This is a genomic window from Streptomyces sp. ISL-12, from assembly GCF_018614415.1.
In the GTDB taxonomy this organism is placed as follows: Bacteria; Actinomycetota; Actinomycetes; order Streptomycetales; family Streptomycetaceae; genus Streptomyces.
The window spans coordinates 1-20,250 of sequence record NZ_JAGGOO010000115.1 but is presented as its reverse complement, the minus strand read 5'-3'; the positions used below and the strand labels follow the sequence as shown (position 1 = coordinate 20,250).

The 20,250-nt window shown below is 72.5% G+C and carries 22 protein-coding genes; 14 read left to right on the top strand and 8 right to left on the bottom strand.

The window, feature by feature from the left end; translation table 11 throughout:
* Positions 1 to 2: 2 nt before the first annotated feature.
* Both J7I94_RS28895 and J7I94_RS28890 read right to left on the bottom strand, forming a co-directional pair.
* The gene (locus J7I94_RS28895; protein WP_215171693.1) at positions 3 to 788 is read right to left on the bottom strand and encodes a VOC family protein; all 786 of its coding nucleotides are present in this window, start codon (positions 786 to 788) and stop codon (positions 3 to 5) included.
* Between the two features lie 123 nt (positions 789 to 911).
* On the bottom strand, positions 912 to 1,304 hold the full coding sequence (locus J7I94_RS28890) for a VOC family protein (RefSeq protein ID WP_215171665.1): 393 nt from the start codon (positions 1,302 to 1,304) through the stop codon (positions 912 to 914).
* 94 nt (positions 1,305 to 1,398) lie between these two features.
* Between J7I94_RS28890 and J7I94_RS28885 the strand changes: the two genes are divergently transcribed.
* A complete protein-coding gene (locus J7I94_RS28885; RefSeq protein ID WP_215171663.1) occupies positions 1,399 to 1,962 on the top strand; it encodes a GNAT family N-acetyltransferase in 564 nt (187 codons plus the stop codon).
* A 4-nt stretch (positions 1,963 to 1,966) separates the two neighbouring features.
* Here J7I94_RS28885 and J7I94_RS28880 read toward each other — a convergent pair whose 3' ends face one another.
* Positions 1,967 to 2,650, bottom strand: coding sequence for a glycerophosphodiester phosphodiesterase family protein (locus J7I94_RS28880; RefSeq protein ID WP_215171661.1), 684 nt, complete (start codon positions 2,648 to 2,650; stop codon positions 1,967 to 1,969).
* A 209-nt stretch (positions 2,651 to 2,859) separates the two neighbouring features.
* Between J7I94_RS28880 and J7I94_RS28875 the strand changes: the two genes are divergently transcribed.
* The 4 genes from J7I94_RS28875 to J7I94_RS28860 all read left to right on the top strand — a co-directional run bounded on the left by J7I94_RS28875 (position 2,860) and on the right by J7I94_RS28860 (position 6,804).
* A complete protein-coding gene (locus J7I94_RS28875) occupies positions 2,860 to 4,257 on the top strand; it encodes a DUF6421 family protein (protein WP_215171659.1) in 1,398 nt (465 codons plus the stop codon).
* 44 nt (positions 4,258 to 4,301) lie between these two features.
* On the top strand, positions 4,302 to 5,057 hold the full coding sequence (locus J7I94_RS28870) for an SDR family NAD(P)-dependent oxidoreductase (RefSeq protein ID WP_215171691.1): 756 nt from the start codon (positions 4,302 to 4,304) through the stop codon (positions 5,055 to 5,057).
* Positions 5,054 to 6,124 carry a low specificity L-threonine aldolase gene (locus tag J7I94_RS28865; protein WP_215171657.1) on the top strand — a complete coding sequence of 357 codons (1,071 nt, stop codon included), beginning with the start codon at positions 5,054 to 5,056 and terminating at the stop codon, positions 6,122 to 6,124. The genes J7I94_RS28870 and J7I94_RS28865 overlap by 4 nt, the downstream gene beginning before the upstream one ends.
* A gap of 86 nt (positions 6,125 to 6,210) precedes the next feature.
* Complete coding sequence (locus tag J7I94_RS28860; protein WP_215171655.1) at positions 6,211 to 6,804, top strand: transglutaminase domain-containing protein; 594 nt, start codon at positions 6,211 to 6,213, stop codon at positions 6,802 to 6,804.
* A 10-nt stretch (positions 6,805 to 6,814) separates the two neighbouring features.
* Here J7I94_RS28860 and J7I94_RS28855 read toward each other — a convergent pair whose 3' ends face one another.
* Positions 6,815 to 7,543, bottom strand: coding sequence for a 1-acyl-sn-glycerol-3-phosphate acyltransferase (locus J7I94_RS28855; protein ID WP_215171653.1), 729 nt, complete (start codon positions 7,541 to 7,543; stop codon positions 6,815 to 6,817).
* 199 nt (positions 7,544 to 7,742) lie between these two features.
* Here J7I94_RS28855 and J7I94_RS28850 point away from each other — a divergent pair, with 199 nt between their 5' ends.
* From J7I94_RS28850 to J7I94_RS28835, 4 genes are all read left to right on the top strand, one after another.
* Complete coding sequence (locus J7I94_RS28850) at positions 7,743 to 8,108, top strand: thioredoxin family protein (protein WP_251075906.1); 366 nt, start codon at positions 7,743 to 7,745, stop codon at positions 8,106 to 8,108.
* A 135-nt stretch (positions 8,109 to 8,243) separates the two neighbouring features.
* Positions 8,244 to 8,753 (top strand): flavin reductase family protein, encoded by a 510-nt coding sequence (locus J7I94_RS28845; RefSeq protein WP_215171649.1) that lies wholly within the window; start codon positions 8,244 to 8,246, stop codon positions 8,751 to 8,753.
* A 219-nt stretch (positions 8,754 to 8,972) separates the two neighbouring features.
* Positions 8,973 to 9,761 (top strand): electron transfer flavoprotein subunit beta/FixA family protein, encoded by a 789-nt coding sequence (locus tag J7I94_RS28840; RefSeq protein WP_215171647.1) that lies wholly within the window; start codon positions 8,973 to 8,975, stop codon positions 9,759 to 9,761.
* 57 nt (positions 9,762 to 9,818) lie between these two features.
* Positions 9,819 to 10,781: an electron transfer flavoprotein subunit alpha/FixB family protein gene (locus J7I94_RS28835; RefSeq protein ID WP_215171645.1), complete on the top strand. Its 963-nt coding sequence runs from the start codon at positions 9,819 to 9,821 to the stop codon at positions 10,779 to 10,781.
* A gap of 71 nt (positions 10,782 to 10,852) precedes the next feature.
* On the opposite strand, the gene J7I94_RS28830 is transcribed toward J7I94_RS28835, so the two are convergent.
* Entirely contained in the window at positions 10,853 to 11,752 is a 900-nt protein-coding gene (locus J7I94_RS28830) for an endonuclease/exonuclease/phosphatase family protein (RefSeq protein ID WP_215171643.1), read from the bottom strand.
* Between the two features lie 208 nt (positions 11,753 to 11,960).
* Between J7I94_RS28830 and J7I94_RS28825 the strand changes: the two genes are divergently transcribed.
* The gene (locus J7I94_RS28825; RefSeq protein ID WP_215171641.1) at positions 11,961 to 13,298 is read left to right on the top strand and encodes an aldolase/citrate lyase family protein; all 1,338 of its coding nucleotides are present in this window, start codon (positions 11,961 to 11,963) and stop codon (positions 13,296 to 13,298) included.
* Positions 13,299 to 13,302: 4 nt separating this feature from the next.
* Here J7I94_RS28825 and J7I94_RS28820 read toward each other — a convergent pair whose 3' ends face one another.
* Both J7I94_RS28820 and J7I94_RS28815 read right to left on the bottom strand, forming a co-directional pair.
* On the bottom strand, positions 13,303 to 14,064 hold the full coding sequence (locus tag J7I94_RS28820; protein ID WP_215171639.1) for a ZIP family metal transporter: 762 nt from the start codon (positions 14,062 to 14,064) through the stop codon (positions 13,303 to 13,305).
* 132 nt (positions 14,065 to 14,196) lie between these two features.
* Complete coding sequence (locus J7I94_RS28815; protein ID WP_215171689.1) at positions 14,197 to 15,237, bottom strand: LacI family DNA-binding transcriptional regulator; 1,041 nt, start codon at positions 15,235 to 15,237, stop codon at positions 14,197 to 14,199.
* 207 nt (positions 15,238 to 15,444) lie between these two features.
* Between J7I94_RS28815 and J7I94_RS28810 the strand changes: the two genes are divergently transcribed.
* From J7I94_RS28810 to J7I94_RS28800, 3 genes are all read left to right on the top strand, one after another.
* Positions 15,445 to 16,398 carry an ROK family protein gene (locus J7I94_RS28810; protein ID WP_215171637.1) on the top strand — a complete coding sequence of 318 codons (954 nt, stop codon included), beginning with the start codon at positions 15,445 to 15,447 and terminating at the stop codon, positions 16,396 to 16,398.
* 320 nt (positions 16,399 to 16,718) lie between these two features.
* Positions 16,719 to 16,901 carry a hypothetical protein gene (locus J7I94_RS28805; protein WP_215171635.1) on the top strand — a complete coding sequence of 61 codons (183 nt, stop codon included), beginning with the start codon at positions 16,719 to 16,721 and terminating at the stop codon, positions 16,899 to 16,901.
* Positions 16,902 to 17,041: 140 nt separating this feature from the next.
* Positions 17,042 to 18,085 carry an NUDIX hydrolase gene (locus J7I94_RS28800; RefSeq protein WP_215171633.1) on the top strand — a complete coding sequence of 348 codons (1,044 nt, stop codon included), beginning with the start codon at positions 17,042 to 17,044 and terminating at the stop codon, positions 18,083 to 18,085.
* Between the two features lie 92 nt (positions 18,086 to 18,177).
* Here the strand turns inward: J7I94_RS28800 and J7I94_RS28795 are convergent, their stop codons facing one another.
* The gene (locus J7I94_RS28795; protein ID WP_215171631.1) at positions 18,178 to 19,533 is read right to left on the bottom strand and encodes a dipeptidase; all 1,356 of its coding nucleotides are present in this window, start codon (positions 19,531 to 19,533) and stop codon (positions 18,178 to 18,180) included.
* A 217-nt stretch (positions 19,534 to 19,750) separates the two neighbouring features.
* Between J7I94_RS28795 and J7I94_RS28790 the strand changes: the two genes are divergently transcribed.
* Positions 19,751 to 20,250, top strand: a 500-nt coding sequence (locus J7I94_RS28790) for an FAD-dependent oxidoreductase (protein ID WP_215171629.1), incomplete at its 3' end; no start/stop codon positions are given.

Below are 20,250 nucleotides of genomic sequence, written 5' to 3'. Positions count from 1 at the left end.
CGTCAGCCCCGGCCGCCGCCCGCCCCGTACACCCCGAACATCGCCCCCTGCGGGTCCCGCAGCACCGCGATGCGCGGGCCGTCGGGCGGCGAGGTGGGCAGCATCAGGACGGTGCCGTGCCCGCCGGTGGCGTCGGCGGCGGCGCGGTCGACGTCCGCCACGGCGAAGTACGGCAGCCAGTGCGCGGGCACCTCGTGCGGGAACTTGTCGTCCATGGTCACCAGCGAGCCGAACTCCGCACCGCCGACGCTCCACCGCGCCGAGCCGCCCGATGCGCTGGAGGTACCCGAGCCGCCCAGCCGCCAGCCGAGGACCGTCGCGTAGAAGTCCGCGGCCCGCTCCGGCGCCCGGGTGAGCAGTTCCACCCAGCCCAGCGAACCGGGCACCCCCGGCGGGGCGACGCCCGCGAAGGCACCGGCCTGCCACAGCTGGAACACCGCGCCGCCCGGGTCCACCGCCACCACCAGACGGCCCGCGTCGGTCACGTCCACCGGACCGGACAGGACCGCGCCACCGGACGCCGTCACCCGCCGCGCCGCGGCGTCCGCGTCGGCCACGGCGAAGGCCACGTCCCAGCCGACCGGCTGCTCCGGCCGGTACAGCGGGGCCAGCCCGGCGACCGGCGTGCCCGCGAGGCGCGCCAGCGTGTAGCCGCCGGTCGCCCGGCCCGGCACCGTCTCGGGCCGCCAGCCGAACAGCCCCGTGTAGAAGCGCCGGGCGGCCCCGACGTCACTGGTCCCCAGCTCGGCCCAGCAGGGCCCGCCGGGCACGGGCGCGTCCGTCTCGATCGCATCGGGCATGGCGTGGGGCGTCCCTTCCACGGCGGCCGGCGTCCCCCTCCAGCACGCTAAGCCCGACCGCCCGCCCGTACCATCCGGAACTTCCCGGCGCCCCGCCCCGCGCCGACCGGCTCAGATACCCGGCCGGTAGCGCAGCGGATGGTCGCCGGGGATCTCCACCAGGACGATCCGCGTCCCGTCCGGGTCCTCGATCCACATCTCCACCAGGCCCCACGGCTCGCGCACCGGCTCCCGCACGATCGGCACGCCCTTGGCCCGCAGCTCGTCGCGGGCCGCCGCCGCGTCCGCCACCTGCATCCAGATACGGAGCCCCGGCGCGGCCGGGGCCTCGGCCCGGCCGGAGACCTCCAGGAAGCCGCCGCCGAGGAAGTAGACGGTGCCGCGTTCCGGACCGGTGCCGAACTCCCGGTGGACGGCGAGGCCGAGCCGCTCACCGTAGAAGGCGCGGGAGCGGTCCGGGTCGACGGGGCGGAGCAGGATACGGCTGCTGAGTACATGCACCATGCGTCCGGAGCCTAACGGCAGCGTTACGCTCGACGCTGCCCGCGCCGCGCCGCGCCGCCATCGCATCGCACCGCACCCAAGGGAGACGTGCTCCATGGACACCGCCGACGCCCTCACCGCCGACGCCCTCACCGCCGACCTGACCTTCCGCGACGCCACCGCCGCCGACATCGACGCGCTCGTCGCGCTGATCGAGTCGGCGTACCGGGGCGACAGCAGCCGGGCCGGGTGGACCACCGAGGCGGACCTCCTCGAAGGGCAGCGGACGGATCCCGAAGGCGTGCGGGAGGTCATCGAGACACCCGGGGGCACGCTGCTGACGGTCGAGCGGGAGGGACGGATCGTCGCCTGCTGCCAGCTGGAGCGCCGGGACGGGCACGCCTACTTCGGGATGTTCGCCGTCCGCCCCGGCCTCCAGGGCGCCGGCCTCGGCAAGGCGGTCCTCGCCGAGGCGGAGCGGCGGGCCCGTACGGACTGGGGCGTGACCGAGATGCACATGACGGTGATAACGGCGCGCGAGGACCTCATCGCCTGGTACGAGCGGCGCGGCTACCGCCGTACGGGCCGCACCAGCCCGTTCCCGTACGGCGACGAGCGCTTCGGCATACCGCGGCGCGCGGACCTCGCCTTCGAGCTGCTGGTCAAGGAACTGTCCTGAGGGTTCAGGCGGTGAAGCGGCCGGTGCGCTTGATCTCCGGGTAGTCGGTCGTCACGCCGTCCAGGCCGAAGGCCCGCGCCAGGCGCAGGTGCTCCTGGGTGTTGACCACCCAGCCGATGATCCTCAGTTCCGCCTCGCGGGCCAGTTCCACGGTCTCCAGGGTGAGCCGGCGGATGTTGAGGCAGACGGTCGCGGCACCGGCCTCGACGGCGCGTTCCACGATGTCGGTGCCGTACCGGCTGGCGATGAGGGCGGTCCGTACGCCCGGCACCAGCCGGCCCGTCTCGGCGACCGCCTCGTCGTGGAACGAGGACACCTCCACCCGCCCGGCCAGCCCCCGCTCGTCGATCACCTCGGCCAGGGCCCGGGCCGCCGCCACGTCCTTGATCTCCGCCTGCAACGGCAGCGACACGGCGTCCAGCACCTCCTCGAACACCGGGACGCGCTCCGCGTGCCCCGCGTCGAGCGTGCGCAGCTCGGCGAGGGTCTTCCCGGCGATCGGACCGGTGCCGTCGGTCGTGCGGTCCACGTCCGTGTCGTGCATGACGACGAGGGCGCCGTCCTTGCTCAGGTGCAGATCCAGTTCGATCACGTCGAGCCCCGCCTGCTCGGCGGCGATGAAGGACCGCAGGGTGTTCTCGGGCTCGACGCCCATGACGCCCCGGTGACCGATGGTGAGGAAGTTCAAGACGCGACTCGCTTCCGTCGGACGTCGGACGGTGACAGGACCCGCAGCCTAACCGCCCGGCGGGGAGCATCCCCTCCCCGGTGACCCGCAGGAAAAAGTGCGGTGAAGCCCGGGGTGCGGCAGGATAATTTCCTGAGGTTCCCCTTGATGAGGGAAACCTTGTATGCATACGGTGTCCTTACGCGAGGTTCTCCCGTGGAGGATGGAACATGACGGAAATTCTTGTGCAGGCGGGTACGGAGGAGCGGCTTCCTCCGGCGGACAGGGTGGTGGAGCACCCGGCGTGGCCCGTGCTCAAGGATGCCGTGGAGCGCATCCGCCCCTGGCAGTCCAAGGACGGGTCGATCGACTTCACCGCCGAGGGCGCCCCCGAGCGCGGCGCCGCCGAGGACGCCGTACGCCGGGTCGCCGACGCCGTACGGGAGCTGTCGCCGCTGCTGCCGCACGACCGCGCCTACCACGAGGCCCTGGTGACGGACCTCGGACGCTGGGCCGAGGGCGGCTTCCAGGTGCCCGACTTCCTGGACTCGCTGCTGGCCTTCCAGCCCGCCGCGCACCGCGCCGACGGCCTCCAGCACCTGGTCGTCTTCCCGATGTACACGCAGAACGGCAACCCGGACCGCAACCTCGAAGCGGTCGTGCTGCGCATGGTCTGGCCCCACTGGCTGGCCGAACTGGAGCGCACCCGCTACGACAACCCGCTGTTCTGCGGCATCACCTTCGAGGACTTCACCTCGGGCTACGACACCAACTCCGCCGTCCTCTTCCCGGAGACCATCGCCGTGCGCGAGGCCCCGGAGCGCTTCACCTGGGGCGGCATCTTCTGCGATCGCGAGGCCGCCCGCTTCCGCCGCGTCACCGCCGCCGCCGTCGACGTGCTGGGCCTGGAACTGCCCGAGGACGTCGCCGCGATGGTCCACGACCAGCAGCGCTGCCAGGAGGCGTTCGTGCTCTGGGACATGGTCCACGACCGCACCCACAGCCACGGCGACCTGCCCTTCGACCCGTTCATGATCAAGCAGCGCCAGCCGTTCTGGATGTACGGCCTGGAGGAGCTGCGCTGCGACCTCACCGCCTTCAAGGAGGCCGTGAAACTCGCGGGCGAAGGCGTACCGCAGGCCCGGGACGTGCAGGTCGCGGTCCTCTTCGACCGCATGTTCCGCTTCCCGGTCACCGGTGAGCGCGTCCGCAACTACGACGGGCTCGGCGGCCAGCTCCTCTTCGCCTACCTGCACAAGTACGACGTCGTCCGCTGGACCGACAACCGCCTCTCCATCGACTGGGAGCACGCACCCCAGGTCACCAACCAGCTGTGCGCGGAGATCGAGACCCTCTACCGCGACGGCATCGACCGCCCCAAACTCGTCCACTGGTTCGCCGGCTACGAACTGGTCTCCACCTACCTCGCCCCGCACCCGGGCTCCAAGTGGGCCAAGGGCCCCGACGCCCTCGACCTGACCCTGCCGCCGCGCAAACTCGTGGACGACGTGCTTCCGGACGAGTTTCCGCTGAGCATGTTCTACGAGGCCCTGTCCAAGAAACTCAAGAACGTGATCGCGTCGACCCGGGGCATCACGGCGGGCAGCGCCGAGCGGGCCGCCGCGTGAGCGACGGCACCGGCAACGGGAACAAGGCTCGGGAGGCGAGGACCATGGGGTCCAAGGGCAACGGGACGCTCGACGGCGCGGTGATCGCGGTGGCCGGCGCGGGCGGTCCCGCGGGACGGGCCGCGCTGCTGCGGCTCGCCGAGGCCGGGGCGACGGTCGTCGGCTCGGACAACGACCCGCAGAAGCTGGCGGAGGCGGTGGACGCGGCGCGCTACGCGCACGGCGGCGCCACCGTCACCGGCGAGACCGTCGACCTGCTCGATCTGGACGCCGCGCGCGCCTGGGCCGACGGGATCGAGCAGGAGTACGGCCGCGTCGACGGCCTGGTCCACCTGGTGGGCGGCTGGCGCGGCAGCCAGACCTTCACCAAGACGGACCTCGGCGACTGGGACCTGCTGGAGAAACTCCTGATCCGCACCGTCCAGCACACCTCCCTCGCCTTCCACGAGGCCCTCCAGCGCAGTGACCGCGGCCGGTACGTCCTGATCAGCGCGGCCGGCGCGTCGCAGCCGACCGCGGGCAACGCCGCGTACTCCGCCGCCAAGGCCGCCGCCGAGGCGTGGACGCTCGCCATGGCCGACTACTTCCGCAAAGCGGGGGGCGAGCAGGGGCCGACCTCGGCGGCTGCGATCCTGGTGGTGAAGGCGTTGGTGCACGACGCGATGCGCGCCGAGCGCCCGAACGCGAAGTTCGCGGGCTTCACGGACGTCAAGGACCTGGCCGAGGCGGTCGCCGGAGTCTGGGAGAAGCCCGCCGCGGAAGTGAACGGAAACCGTCTGTGGCTGACCGAGAAGCCGTGAACCCCCCGAAGACCGACGCGCGTCGCCATCACGACCCCGAGGAACGCGGTTTCGCCAGTGACAACTACGCCGGGGCCCACCCGGAGGTGCTCGCCGCCCTGGCCCTGGCCAACGGCGGCCACCAGGTCGCGTACGGCGAGGACGCGTACACGGAGAACCTCCAGCGGGTGATCCGCGGCCACTTCGGCCCCACGGCCGAGGCGTTCCCGGTCTTCAACGGCACCGGCGCCAACGTCGTCGCGCTCCAGGCGGTCACCGACCGCTGGGGCGCGGTCATCTGCGCCGAGAGCGCGCACATCAACGTCGACGAGGGCGGCGCCCCCGAACGCATGGGCGGCCTCAAGCTGCTCACCGTTCCCACCCCCGACGGCAAGCTCACCCCCGAGCTGATCGACCGGCAGGCGTACGGCTGGGACGACGAGCACCGGGCCATGCCCCAGGTCGTCTCGATCACCCAGAGCACCGAACTCGGCACCCTCTACACACCCGACGAGATCCGCGCGATCTGCGACCACGCCCACGCGCACGGCATGACCGTGCACCTCGACGGTTCCCGGATCGCCAACGCCGCCGCCTGTCTCGACGTCCCCATGCGGACCTTCACCAACGCGGTCGGCGTCGACATCCTCTCGCTGGGCGGCACCAAGAACGGCGCCCTGTTCGGCGAGGCGGTGGTCGTCATCAACCAGGACGCCGTGCGCCACATGCCGCACCTGCGCAAGCTGTCCATGCAGCTCGCCTCCAAGATGCGGTTCATCTCGGTGCAGCTGGAGGCGCTGCTCGCCAAGGACCTGTGGCTGCGCAACGCCCGGCACGCCAACGAGATGGCCCAGCGCCTGGCCGAGGGCGTGCGCGCCGTGCACGGCGTGGAGATCCTGCACCCGGTGCAGGCCAACGCCGTCTTCGCCCGGCTGCCGCACGACGTGAGTGAACGCCTGCAGAAGCGGTTCCGCTTCTACTTCTGGGACGAGGCGGCCGGCGACGTCCGCTGGATGTGCGCCTTCGACACCACCGAGGACGACGTGGACGCGTTTGTGGCCGCGCTCAAGGAGGAGATGGCCCGGTAGCGCGACAGATGGACAGCGATGCATAGGTATGCGGTCATCCGGAAATCTATTGACCTGGGGTGATCGCTTTCCTATGCTCTGCGGACATGGAGCTGATCCAGGAAACCCCTGACCTGTCCGCCTATCTCGCCGCCGACGAGGTGATCGACCATGAGCACCCGCTGGTCCGCGAGACGGCCGCGCGCCTCGCCAAGGAGGCGGAGGACTCGTATGCCTGTGCGCGGCTCGCGTTCGAGTTCGTCCGGGACGGCGTGCCGCACTCGCAGGACTCGGGCGACCTGCGCGTCACCTGGCGGGCCTCCGACGTCCTGGAGCAGCGCACCGGCATCTGCTACGCCAAGGCCCACGCCCTGGCCGCGCTGCTGCGGGCCGAGGACATCCCCACCGCGCTCTGCTACCAGCGACTGCTGCACGACGACGGCAGCGGTCACGTGGTGCACGGACTGATCGCCGTACGGTTCAACGGCGCCTGGCACCGGCAGGACCCGCGCGGGAACAAGCCCGGCGTCGACGCCCGGTTCTCCCTGGACGGGGAACGGCTGGCCTTCACCCCGGACGCCGAAGCCGGCGAGGCGGACCACCCGCTCCTGCACGCCGCACCGCACCCGGCCGTACTGCACGCCCTGCGCACCGCCACCGACCGGCCGCACCTGTGGCGGATTCTGCCGACCGCCCTGTAGTGGCCCGGGGTCAGTGCGCCTCGGCCGCGCGGACCTGCTCCGGCGTCGGGGCGGTGCCGCCCAGGTGGGCCGGCATCCACCAGGTGTCCTCCGGGCCCTTCGGCCGCACCGGGTAGGCGCGCTGAGCGGCCTCCAGCAGTTCGTGCACGCGTCCGCGCAGACGGCGCGTGATCGCGCCCGCGTACTGCTCGCGCGGGGCCTCCATCGCCTCGCCGACCCGGATGGTGATCGGGGTGTGGCTGCGCTTGAAGTTGCGCGGGTGGCCCTTGGTCCACAGCCGCTGGGTGCCCCACAGCGCCATCGGCACCAGCGGGACGCCCGCCTCCTGCGCCAGCCGCGCCGCACCCGACTTGAAGCTCTTGAGCGTGAACGACTCGGAGATCGTCGCCTCCGGGAAGACCCCGACGATCTCACCGGACCGCAGCGAGTCCAGCGCGTGCGCGTACGCCGCCTCGCCCTGCTTGCGGTCGACCGGGATGTGCTTCATCGAGCGCATCAGCGGGCCGGAGATCCGGTGCCGGAAGACCGATTCCTTCGCCATGAAGCGAACGAGCCGCTTCTGCGGCAGCGCCGCCAGGCCGTCGAAGATGAAGTCCAGGTAGCTGATGTGGTTGCTCACCAGCACGGCGCCGCCCGAGCGCGGGATGTTCTCCGAACCCTGGCAGTCGATCTTGAGGTCCCACACCTTGAACAGGGTGCGGGCGAGACCGATGGCCGGACGGTAGACGAGTTCTGCCATGGGCGGCGCGGACCCTTCCTTCTTCGCCTGGGAAGGGGACTCCCAGAAGAAACTTACGCAGCCGTAGGTTTACGGCTTGTCGCAGATCGTGCCCGAAGAACGACCGGTGTACCAGCCCTGGTGCCCGGAGAGGGCGAGATTCTCGTCACGTCCCCCTCGTGCGGCGGCCAGGCGGGAATCTTTCACCGTTCCGTGGGCGCTGCACGGGCGGGGACCGGATCGAGACGGGAGCGTGCGTGTGGGCGGGCGGGACGAGGGTGAGCGGCTGGGCGCGGCCGAGCTGGGCGCGGAACTGGGGGAGCGGGCCACGCTCGTCCAGTTCTCCAGTGCCTTCTGCGCCCCTTGCCGGGCCACCCGCCGGGTTCTCCACGAGGTCGCCGGACTGGTCCCGGGGATCGCGCATGTCGAGATCGACGCCGAGGCCCGCCTGGAGCTGGTCCGCGCCCTGGACATCGTCAGTACGCCGACCGTGCTGGTCCTGGACGCCGAGGGCCGCGTGGTGCGGCGGGCCGCCGGGCAGCCGCGCAAGGCGGACGTGATCGCCGCGCTCGGGGAGGCCGTGTGACGGCACCTCCCCGGCGGCATGGGTTCCGCATTCCGGAACACCCGCTTGACGGTGCACGGCACCTGTCGTCAGCCTGACACTTGAGCCTCCGGCCACCCCTTCCCCGGCCGGGGCGCGGCGCAGAAGGACTCACGCATGACGGTCACACCCGACCTGGCCCGCCTCCGATCCGACACCCCCGCCCTGCTGCGGTCCGTCTTCCGGCGGTACGCGGCGGGCGTCGCCGTGATCACCGCGTGCGGTGACGCGGGCCCCGTCGGCTTCACCGCCACCTCCCTCACCTCGGTCTCCGCCGAGCCGCCGCTGGTCTCCTTCGGCGTCGGCACCGGGTCCTCCAGCTGGCCGGTGATCGCCGAGGCCGGACATGTCGGCGTGCACATACTCGGCGAGCACCAACAGGACCTGGCGGCCACCTTCGCCCGCAGCGGCGCCGACCGCTTCGGACCGGCCACCGCCTGGCGCACGGGCCCCGAGGGGGCGCCCGTCCTGGACGGCGTCCTCGCCTGGCTGGTCTGCCGCGTCGCCGGCCGCGTCCCCGCGGGCGACCACCGCATCGTGCTCGCCGAGGTGCTGCTCGGCGACCCCACCGGCGACGGCCGGCCCCTCGTGTACCACCAGGGGCGTTTCGACGGCCTGCGCGGCTGACCAGCGCGGGGGCGCCTGCGCGGAGCCGTCGGACTCCGGTTACGCTGCGTTGCGAAGGTCACAGTTCAAAGCGCTTGCTCAGCGGGAACGAACTGAGTGTACTGACGAGTAATATTTCGACCGGAGCGCAGGTCGCCCCGGCCGGGATCGGCCGCTTGGGGCGCCTATGCTGCCTGCAAGAGGCAGCAACGGAAATGTCGACGCAGTAGGAGAGCCGGCGTGAGCTTGAGGATCGTTGTCACTGTGAAGTACGTGCCCGACGCCACCGGCGACCGGCACTTCGCCGATGACCTGACCGTCGACCGGGACGACGTGGACGGTCTGCTCTCCGAGCTGGACGAGTACGCGGTCGAGCAGGCGCTCCAGATCTCGGAGAACTCCGACGACGACGTGGAGATCACCGTCCTGACGGTGGGCCCCGAGGACGCCAAGGACGCGCTGCGCAAGGCGCTGTCCATGGGCGCGGACAAGGCGATCCACGTCGAGGACGACGACCTGCACGGCACCGACGCCATCGGCACCTCCCTGGTGCTGGCCAAGGCCGTCGAGAAGGCCGGCTACGACCTGGTCATCTCCGGCATGGCCTCCACCGACGGCACCATGGGCGTCGTCCCCGCGCTGCTCGCCGAGCGCCTGGGCGTGCCGCAGGTCACCCTGCTGTCCGAGGTCTCCGTCGAGGACGGCAAGGTGACCGGCCGCCGCGACGGCGACGCCGCCTCCGAACAGCTGGAGGCCTCCCTCCCGGCGGTCGTCTCGGTGACCGACCAGTCGGGCGAGGCCCGTTACCCGTCCTTCAAGGGCATCATGGCGGCCAAGAAGAAGCCGGTTCAGTCCTGGGACCTGTCCGACCTCGACATCGACGAGGACGAGGTCGGCCTGGAGAACGCCTACACGGTCGTGGAGTCGGCGGCCGAGCGCCCGGCGCGCACCGCGGGCACGATCGTCAAGGACGAGGGCGAGGGCGGCAAGCAGCTCGCCGAGTTCCTCGCGGGCCAGAAGTTCATCTGAGCCCCCGCGTTCCGCTGACCGCCCATCGTCTTTCGCAAGCAGGAGAGAAGAAGTCCCATGGCTGAAGTTCTCGTCTACGTCGACCACGTGGACGGTGCCGTCCGCAAGCCGACCCTGGAGCTGCTCACCCTGGCCCGCCGCGTCGGCGAGCCCGTCGCCGTCGCCCTCGGCAACGGCGCCGCCGACACCGCCGCCGCCCTCGCCGAGCACGGCGCCGCTCGTGTGCTGACGCACGACGCCGCCGAGTACGCCGACTACCTGGTCGTCCCGAAGGTCGACGCCCTCCAGGCCGCCGTCGAGGCCGTCTCCCCGGCCGCCGTGCTGGTGCCGTCCTCCGCGGAGGGCAAGGAGATCGCCGCCCGTCTGGCGCTGCGCATCGGCTCCGGCATCATCACCGACGCCGTCGACCTGGAGGCCGGCGACGAGGGCCCGGTGGCGACCCAGTCGGTGTTCGCCGCCGCGTACTCCACCAAGTCCCGCGTCTCCAAGGGCACCCCGGTCATCACGGTCAAGCCCAACAGCGCCGCCGTCGAGGCCGCCCCGGCCGCTGGTGCCGTCGAGGCCCTGTCGGTGACCTTCTCCGATGCCGCGACCGGTACCAAGGTCACCGCGCGCACGCCGCGCGAGTCGACGGGGCGTCCGGAGCTGACCGAGGCCGCGATCGTGGTCTCCGGCGGCCGTGGTGTCAACGGCGCGGAGAACTTCGCGATCATCGAGGCGCTCGCCGACTCCCTCGGCGCGGCCGTCGGCGCCTCGCGTGCCGCGGTGGACGCGGGCTGGTACCCGCACACCAACCAGGTCGGCCAGACCGGCAAGTCCGTCTCGCCGCAGCTGTACATCGCCTCCGGCATCTCCGGCGCGATCCAGCACCGCGCGGGCATGCAGACCTCGAAGACGATCGTGGCGGTCAACAAGGACGCCGAGGCCCCGATCTTCGACCTGGTCGACTACGGCGTCGTCGGCGACCTGTTCGACGTCGTCCCGCAGCTCACCGAGGAGATCAAGGCCCGCAAGGGCTGAGTCTCCCCAGGAGCCCGTACCGAGGCCCCCGCCACCGTCACCGGTCGCGGGGGCCTCGGCCGTCCCCGTCCTCAGCCCAGCGTCAGCGACGCCTGCACCGGCAGGTGGTCGCTCGGGAACTGTCCGTTCCGCGCGTACGTGTTGATCTCCGCGCGGTGCACCGTGACGCCCGGGGTGACCAGGATCCAGTCGATCCGGTCGCCGCCCGGAGTCAGCGGCCGGTACCCGTGGAACGTCGCGTAGAGCGTGCTGCGCTCGGCCGCCGCGTCCCAGGAGTCGAGGAGACCGGCGCCCAGCATCGTGTCGTAGACCGGATTGCCGTGCGCGGCCACGTTGAAGTCACCGGTCACCACCAGCGGCAGCGACGCGTCGAGGCCGCCGATCCGCTGTGCGATGAGCGCGGCGGCACGCGCGCGTGCGTTCTGGCTCGCGTTGTCCAGGTGGGTGTCGAGGAAGTAGAACTCCCGGCCGTTGTCACGCAGATCGCGGAAGCGGACCCAGGTGACCATGCGGATGGAGCCGCCGCCCCAGGTGTTGGAGCCGATCACGTCCGGCGTGTCCGACAGCCAGAAGTGGTCGTACTCCAGCGGGGCGAGCCGGCGGGTGTCGTAGTACACGGCCATGAACTCGTCGCGGCTGCCGCCCGCGCGGCCGGTGCCGATCCAGTCGTAGGACGCGCCGAGGTCGGCCTCGATGTCCCGGACCTGCTGGTAGAGGCCCTCCTGGGTGCCGATGACGTGCGGGCGCTCGTGGCGCAGCAGCGCGCGGGTCACGGGTCTGCGGACGGCCCAGCTGTTGGGTTCGGTGGTGCTGGCGAAGCGCAGGTTGAACGACATGACCTCCAGGGGGCCGGCATCGCGCTCCGGCGGCGCGGCGGCGGCTGGCGCGGTAGCGGCGAGCGGCAGGGCGGCGGCGCCGGCCAGGGCGGTCTTCAGGCTCAGACGGCGGGTGAACCGGCCGGGGTTCGGCACGGGAGCTCCTTCCGAAGGGCTGCGCTGGTGGGCACGACGACCGTGCCAGATGGACGTGAACATGCCGAGAGGGGCGGATGGACCGGTGGGCAAGAGGGTGTTGACCGGCGGGAAGATCGCCGGATAGCTTCACTCTACGGATTGTTGATTCCGTAAAGCGGAATTTCCGCTGGTGGGGGTTCCGCGGCGGACATGAGGAGGGTGTGGCATGGGGCAGCTGGAGAAGGTGGCGACGAGCCTCGCGGGCGCCGTCGGCGAGGAGATCAGCGCCTCCCTCGCGCCGGTCGACGCGGAGCTGGCACGCCGCTACCCCGGGGACCCCGGGACGCGCCAGCCCGTCCACACCGTCTACGTCCCCGGTGACGCCTTCACCGCCGGCACCGTCCGCTCCTGGGGCGACCGGGCGCTGGCCGCGCTCGACGAACACGCCCCGGACGCCGCCTCCTTCGCGGCCGTCCTCGGCCTGCCGGACGACCTCGCCGAACCGGTGTACACGCGGGTGCGCGCCAAACTGGAGCGCGAGCCGGTGGAAGACCTCCGCGTCGACTTCGAGGACGGCTACCAGGGCGACGACGAGGACCAGGACGCCGCCCGCGCCGCCCGGCTGATCGCCGAGGCCCACCAGGACGGTACGGCAGCTCCGTACACGGGCATCCGCATGAAGTGCCTGGAGGCCGCCGTCCGCGACCGGGGCATCCGCACGCTGGACATCTTCCTCACCGGCCTGCTGGAGGCCGGCGGCCTGCCCGAGGGGCTGGTCCTGACCCTGCCCAAGGTGACGTACGCCGAGCAGGTCACCGCCATGGTGCGGCTCCTGACGGCGTTCGAGGAGGCGCACGGCCTCGCGCCCGGCCGGATCGGCTTCGAGATCCAGATCGAGACCAGCCAGGCGATCCTCGCCGCCGACGGCACCGCGACGGTCGCCCGCATGATCCGGGCCGCCGAGGGCCGCGCCACCGGCCTGCACTACGGCACCTTCGACTACAGCGCCTGCCTCGGCGTCTCCGCCGCCCACCAGGCCAGCGACCACCCGGCCGCCGACCACGCCAAGGCGGTCATGCAGGTCGCCGCCGCGGGCACCGGCGTACGGGTGTCCGACGGTTCCACCAACGTGCTGCCCGTCGGTCCCACCGCCCGGGTGCACGACGCCTGGCGCCTGCACTACGGGCTCACCCGCCGTGCCCTGGCCCGCGCCTACTACCAGGGCTGGGACATGCACCCCGGCCACCTCCCGACCCGGTACGCGGCCGTCTTCGCCTTCTACCGGGAAGGCTTCGAACAGGCCGCCGACCGCCTCGCCCGCTACGTCGGCCGCAGCGGCGGCGACGTCATGGACGAGCCCGCCACCGCCAAGGCCCTCAGCGGCTATCTGCTGCGCGGCCTGGACTGCGGCGCCCTCGACACGGGCGAGGTCGCCCGCCTGACCGGGCTGACCCGCGCCGACCTGGAGGGCTTCTCGGCCCCGAGGCGCGGCGACTTGCGCGCTCCCGGCCTCCCGGTCGGCGAGGCCGCCGCTTCCGGCGGCGGCCGGTCCGACAGCAGGTGAGACGTCAGGTGTGGGAGAGGGCGAAGGAGACCAGGAAGCCGCTCACCGTGACCAGCCCGATGGCCAGGTGCGCGTCCTCGAACGCCTCGGGGATCATCGTGTCGGCGACCATCGCGAGGATCGCTCCGGCGGCCACCGCGGTCACCGCGGCGATCACCGCGGGGGAGAACCCGCCGACCACGGTGTAGCCGAGGACCGCCGACACGGTGCTCGCCGCGGCGATGGCGCCCCACACCCCGAAGACGTACGCCTTGCCGCGGCCCTCCTTCTTCATCCCCGCCGAACTGGACAGGCCCTCGGGAACGTTGCTGATGAACACCGCCGCCACGGTCACCAGGCTCACCGCTCCGCCGTCGAGCAGACTCACGCCGATGACCGCCGACTCCGGGACACCGTCGAGCAGTGCCCCGAAGGCCAGCGCCAGTCCCGAGCCGGGCTGCTGCTGCTCGGAGGGCTGCGCCTGGCTCCGCCGGTGCCCGGAGCGTTTGCGGTGCCGGGCACCGCGGCGGGCCAGCCACATGTTGCCCGCGGTGTAGGCCACGGCACCGGCCAGGGTGCCGATCCCCGCGGGGGCCAGCCCCGCCTGCTCGTACGCCTCCCCGACCAGCTCGAAACTGACCGCCGACAACAGCACCCCGGCTCCGAAGGCCATCACCGTCGCGATCACTATCTGCGGCACCCGCAGCCCGTATCCCACCACCGCGCCGAGCAGCAGCGCCGAACCCGCCACCAGACCCCACAGACCCGCCTGCACCACCTCTGTCATGGCCCGTGGGTACCCGCGGCCCGGACGCCTCACCAGTCGCCGGTGTCACAGTCGTCAGCCGGTGGACGGCCGGCGGGACGGGCGGGGTCACCGGCAGTCAGGCCGGGCTCGGTGACGCGTGGACGTCCGCCGTCAGTCCGCCGGAGGCAGTTCGCCCGAGCCGCGCGCTATCAGCCGGGTCGGCAGTTCGATGCGTTCGGGTACCAGCAGGCCTCCGTCCAACTGGCCGAAGAGGCGCTCCGCGGCGGTCCGGCCCAGGGCCGCCGCGTCCTGGGCGACCACGGTGAGCCCCGGCCGCAGCAGGTCGGCGAGTTCGATGTCGTCGAAGCCGACGAGGGCGACGCCGCGGGTGTGCTCGGCCAGGACCCGGATCACGGTGACCGTCACCCGGTTGTTGCCCGTGAAGATGGCGGTGACCGGATGCGGGTCCGCGAGCATCGCCTCGGCCGCCCGGCGCACCCGCTCCGGGTCGGTGACGCCCAGGGACATCCAGGAGTCCTTCACGGGTATGCCCGCGTCCTCCATCGCCGCCCGGTAGCCGCGCAGCCGCTCCGCGGCGGTGTGGATGCGGGGCATGTCGCCGATGAAGCCGATCCTGCGGTGGCCGTGCGCGATGAGGTGGGCGACACCGTCCCGCGCGCCGCCGAAGTTGTCGCACAGCACCACGTCCGCGTCGACATGCCCGGCCGGCCGGTCAACGAAGACCGTGGCGACCCCCGCCTTCAGCTCCGGCTCCAGATACCGGTGGTCGTCCCCGGCCGGGATCACCACCAGCCCGTCCACCCGCCGCGCGCACAGGGCCAGTACCAACTCCTGCTCCCGCTCCGGGTCCTCCGCGCTGGACCCGTTGATGAGCAGGGCGCCGTGCGAGCGGGCCACCTCCTCCACGGCTCGGCTGAGTGGTCCGTAGAACGGGTCCGCGAGGTCCTCCAGCACCAGGCCGACGCTGGCCGTGCGGCCCTTGCGGAGCACCCGCGCGCTGTCGTTGCGCCGGAAGCCGAGCGCGTCGATGGCCTCCTGGACGCGGCGCTCGGTCTCCGGGGTCACCCCCGGCTCCCCGTTGACCACACGGGAGACGGTCTTCAGACCGACGCCGGCGCGGGCGGCGACGTCCTTCATGGTCGGACGGTTGCCGTAACGGTTCCCGCTGCTGCGGTGCGCGGGGCGGGCCATGTCGGGCACGATGGGGGATCCTGTCCTGTCGTCCACGGGAAGCGACGGCTCCTGTCGTCCACGGGGGCGGTGCGCCCATGGGGTTGTATGAGGATGTGGCGTCGAGCATAGAGCCTGGACAACGTTGTCAGATCGGGTGGACACTGTCCATCGCGGAGAGCGCGACGCGCTCGTGTTGTCGAGGGCTGACGGGGAGAACCGACTCTGATGGACACCGACCTCGTGGCCGCACTGGACATCGGCGGCACCAAGATCGCCGGCGCGCTGGTGGACGGTGACGGCCGGATTCTGGTGCGCGCCCAGCGCGCCACCCCCGCGCGGGAGAACGGCGACACCGTGATGGGGGCCGTCGAGGAGGTGCTCGGAGAGCTGACGGCGGCGCCGCTGTGGGCGCGGGCCACGGCGGTCGGCATCGGCAGCGCCGGGCCGGTGGACGCGTCGGCCGGCACCGTGAGCCCGGTCAACGTCCCCGGCTGGCGCGAGTACCCGCTGGTGGCCCGGGTCCGCGCCGCCGCGGGCGGCCTGCCGGTCGAGCTGATCGGCGACGGGGTGGCGATCACCGCGGCCGAGCACTGGCAGGGCGCCGCCCGCGGCCATGACAACGCGCTGTGCATGGTGGTGTCGACGGGCGTCGGCGGCGGTCTGGTCCTGAACGGGCGGCTGCATCCCGGTCCCACCGGCAACGCCGGCCACATCGGCCACATCAGCGTGGATCTCGACGGTGACCCGTGCCCATGCGGTGCGCGCGGCTGTGTGGAGCGCATCGCGAGCGGCCCCAACATCGCGCGGCGTGCCCTGGAGGGCGGCTGGCGTCCCGGAGCCGACGGCGACGCCTCCGCCGCCGCGGTGGCCGCCGCCGCCCGCGACGGCGACCCGGTGGCCGTCGCCTCCTTCGAGCGGGCGGCGCGCGCGCTGGCCGCCGGCATCGCGGCCACCGCGACCCTCGTCGAGATCGACATCGCCGTGATCGGCGGCGGCGTGGGCAAGGCGGGCGAGGTCCTCTTCGCGCCGCTGCGCCGGGCCCTGGCCGAGTACGCGACCCTCTCCTTCGTACGGCACCTGACGGTCACGCCCGCGCAGATGGGCACGGACGCGGGACTGGTGGGAGCGGCCGCGGCGGCCCTCACCAGGACGGCCGGCGTGTCGGCGGCGGGTGTGTGAGGCGCGCGGCGGCGGTGACGGCGGGGCTTCTGGGGCGTGGTGGGTGTGGCGGCAGGGGTGTTCCGGGGAGTGACGGCGGTGGGCGTTCTGCGGAGCGGCGGGTGTGACGGTGGTCGGCGTTCTGGGGCGTGGTGGGTGTGACGGCAGGGGGTGTTCCGGGGTGTGACGGCGGTCGGCGCTCTGGGAAGCGGCGGGCGTGACGCGGGCGGGCGTGACGCGGCGGGCGTTCGCAGGGGGCGCGCGACGGAGGCTCGGCGCCCGGCCGCGGCCGGGAGGGAACCGGCGGGTGACCTCCGGCCGCCGGAGCAGTTGAACCCGGCATGAAGAAGCGCAGCATGCTCGCCATCGCCTCCCTCGCCACCGGCTTCGTGGTCGCGGCCGTCACCCCCTCGCACGGCGTGACCGACCTCCCCGTCGACCCGCACACCGCCACGGACGCCCTCAGCCACGTCGACATCGGCAAGGACGTCCTGGCCCCGCACGAGGACACGCCGAAGGACTGACCGGCGCGGAAGCGGACCACGCGGCGCCGACACCCCGGCCAGGGGCGTCGGCGCCGCTTTCGCAGCTCCTCAACCGAGACTGGTTTCCGTGGCAGGGTGGAGCGGGCAAGCCACAGGGGGCCAACAGAAGAGGGGGACCTGTGACCGTCGTCTGGATCAACGGCGCGTTCGGTGCGGGGAAGACGACCACCGCACGGGAACTGATCGACCTGATCCCGAACAGCACGCTCTTCGACCCGGAGATCATCGGCGGAGCGCTGGCACACCTGCTGCCGCCCAAACGCCTTGCCGAGGCCGGGGACTACCAGGACCTCCCGATCTGGCGGCGTCTCGTCATCGACACGGCGGCCGCCATGCTCGCCGAACTCGGCGGGACGCTGGTGGTCCCCATGACCCTGCTGCGCCAGGAGTACCGGGACGAGATCTTCGGCGGTCTCGCCGCCCGCCGGATCGCCGTACGGCACATACTGCTCACACCGGCCGAAACGATACTGCGGGAACGAATAGCCCACCGCGAGGTCCCCCCGGACCTGCCCGACGGCGAGATGCGGGTGCGGCAGTGGTCGTACGACCGGATAGAGCCGTACCGGGCCGCGCTCGGCGCCTGGCTGATGGCCGACGCCCACCCGGTCGACAACGGCGGTCTCACCCCGTTCGAGACCGCCGCCCGCATAGCCGACGCGGTCGGTACCGGCGCAGCGCCCGTCTGCGAGATCGTGCAGACCCCGGAACCCACCGCCGAGACGATCGCCGCCGGTGTCCTGCTCTTCGACGAACACGACCGGGTGCTGCTCGTCGACCCCACCTACAAGGCGGGCTGGGAGTTCCCGGGCGGTGTCGTCGAACCCGGCGAGGCCCCCGCCCGTGCGGGCGTCCGCGAGGTCGCCGAGGAGACCGGCGTACACCTCGACGACGTACCGTCCCTGCTGGTCGTCGACTGGGAGCCGCCGCAGCCGCCCGGGTACGGCGGTCTGCGGCTGCTCTTCGACGGCGGACGGCTCGCCTCCGCGGACGCCGGGCGGCTGCTGCTGCCCGGGCCCGAGCTGCGGGGCTGGCGGTTCGTCAGCGAGGAGGAGGCGGCGGGGCTGCTGCCTCCGGTGCGGTACGCGCGGCTGCGGTGGGCCCTTCGGGCGCGGGAGCGGGGTGCTGCGCTGTACCTGGAGGCGGGGGTGCCGGTCGGGTGACCTTCGCGGCTACGGGGGTGGTGGAGCTGTCGCATGCCGGGTGCGGGTAGTCCTCCGCGCCCCCAGAAGGGCGTTGCCCTGCCCGGCAGCCGTCAGTTGCCCGCGTAGTTCCGCAGGAACAGCGCCTCCGCCACCGACAGCCGCTCCAGTTCCTCCGGGGACACGCTCTCGTCGACGGCGTGGATGCGGGCCTCCGGCTCGCTCAGGCCGATGAGGAGGATCTCCGCGTCCGGGTAGAGGGCGGCGAGGGTGTTGCACAGCGGGATGGAGCCGCCCTGGCCGGCGTACTGCATCTCCTGGCCCGGGTAGGCCACCGCCATCGCCTCCGCCATGGCCTGGTACGCCGGGCTGGTCGCGTCGGCGCGGAACGGCTGGCCCTGGCCCACCTGTTCCACGGTGACCCGCGCGCCCCACGGCGTGTGCGCCTCCAGGTGGGCCCCGAGCAGCTTGACGGCCTCGGCGGCGTCCGTGCCCGGCGGCACCCTCAGGCTCACCAGCGCCCGCGCGCCCGCCTGCACCGAGGGCGTGGCGCCCACCACCGGCGGGCAGTCGATGCCGAGCACCGTGACGGCCGGACGCGCCCAGATGCGGTCGGCGACCGTGCCGGAACCGATCAGCTCCACGCCGTCGAGCACCTTGGCGTCCGCGCGGAACTGCTCCTCCGCGTACTGGAGCCCGTCCCACGTGCCGTCGCCGGCCAGCCCGTCGACCGTCGTCGAACCGTCCTCGGCGCGCAGCGAGTCCAGCGTGCGGATCAGCGCCGCCAGCGCGTCGGGGGCCGCGCCGCCGAACTGCCCCGAGTGCAGGTTGCCTTCGAGGGTGTCGACCGCGACGCGTACGAGGGTCATGCCGCGCAGGGTCGTGGTGACCGTCGGCAGTCCGGCCCGGAAGTTGCCCGCGTCGCCGATGACGACGGTGTCCGCGGTCAGCAGGTCCGGGTGCTGCTCGGCGTACCGCTCCAGGCCGCCCGTGCCCTGCTCCTCCGAGCCCTCGGCGATCACCTTGACGTGCACCGGCACACCGCCGTTCGCCTTCAGCGCGCGCAGCGCCAGCAGGTGCATGATGACGCCGCCCTTGCAGTCGGCGCTCCCGCGTCCGTACCAGCGGCCGTCGCGCTCGGTCAGCTCGAACGGCGGAGTGGTCCAGCCGGCCTCGTCCAGTGGGGGCTGCACGTCGTAGTGGGCGTAGAGCAGGACCGTCTTCGCGCCCTCGGGCCCGGGCAGGTAGCCGTACACCGACTGGGTGCCGTCCGGGGTGTCGAGCGGGGCCACGTCCTCGAAGCCCTCGGCGCGCAGCGCGCCGGCTATCCACTCCGCCGCGGCCTCGCTCTCGCTCCTCGGGAACTGCTCGAAGTCGGCCACCGACCGGAAGGCCACCAGTTCGGCGAGTTCGGCCCTCGCCCTCGGCATCAGGGAGGCGACGGTCTCGGCGACCGGATTCGACGACATGGGCACGCTCCTTGTAGGTGCGACGTTGTACTGATGACCACTCCGCTGACTGTTCCGCTTTATGCGGTGTTTGAGAGTGATCGTGCGGTGTGCGCGCGCCCTGGTGTGTGCGGGGCGCATACATTGCCGATCCTCCCACAGTGGCCTGCGGCGATGCCCACCGTAGGATGCGGAAGGACAGGTGCGGCATGCGGTTTGATCGGAGCAGTAGACCATCGTGAGCAGCGAGAACTCTTCGGCGGACGACGCGCGTCAGGTGTGGGACGTCGTCGTGGTGGGCGCGGGACCCGCGGGGGCCTCGGCCGCCTACGCGGCGGCGGTCGCGGGACGGCGCGTGCTGTTGCTGGAGAAGGCGGAACTGCCCCGCTACAAGACCTGTGGCGGCGGCATCATCGGACCCTCGCGCGACTCGCTCCCCCCGGGCTTCGAACTGCCCTTCAAGGACCGCGTGCACGCGGTGACCTTCTCCAACAACGGGCGCTTCACCCGTACCCGCCGCTCCAAGCAGATGCTGTTCGGGCTGATCAACCGGCCCGAGTTCGACCAGCAGCTCGTCGAGCACGCGCAGAAGGCGGGCGCCGAACTGCGTACGGGCGTGACGGTGTCGCGGGTCGAGCAGCACGGGTCGGCGGTCCCCGACCGGCGTACGGCCGCCGTCGTGCTGCAGGGCGGCGAGACCGTGCTGGCCCGGGCCGTCGTCGGCGCGGACGGCAGCGC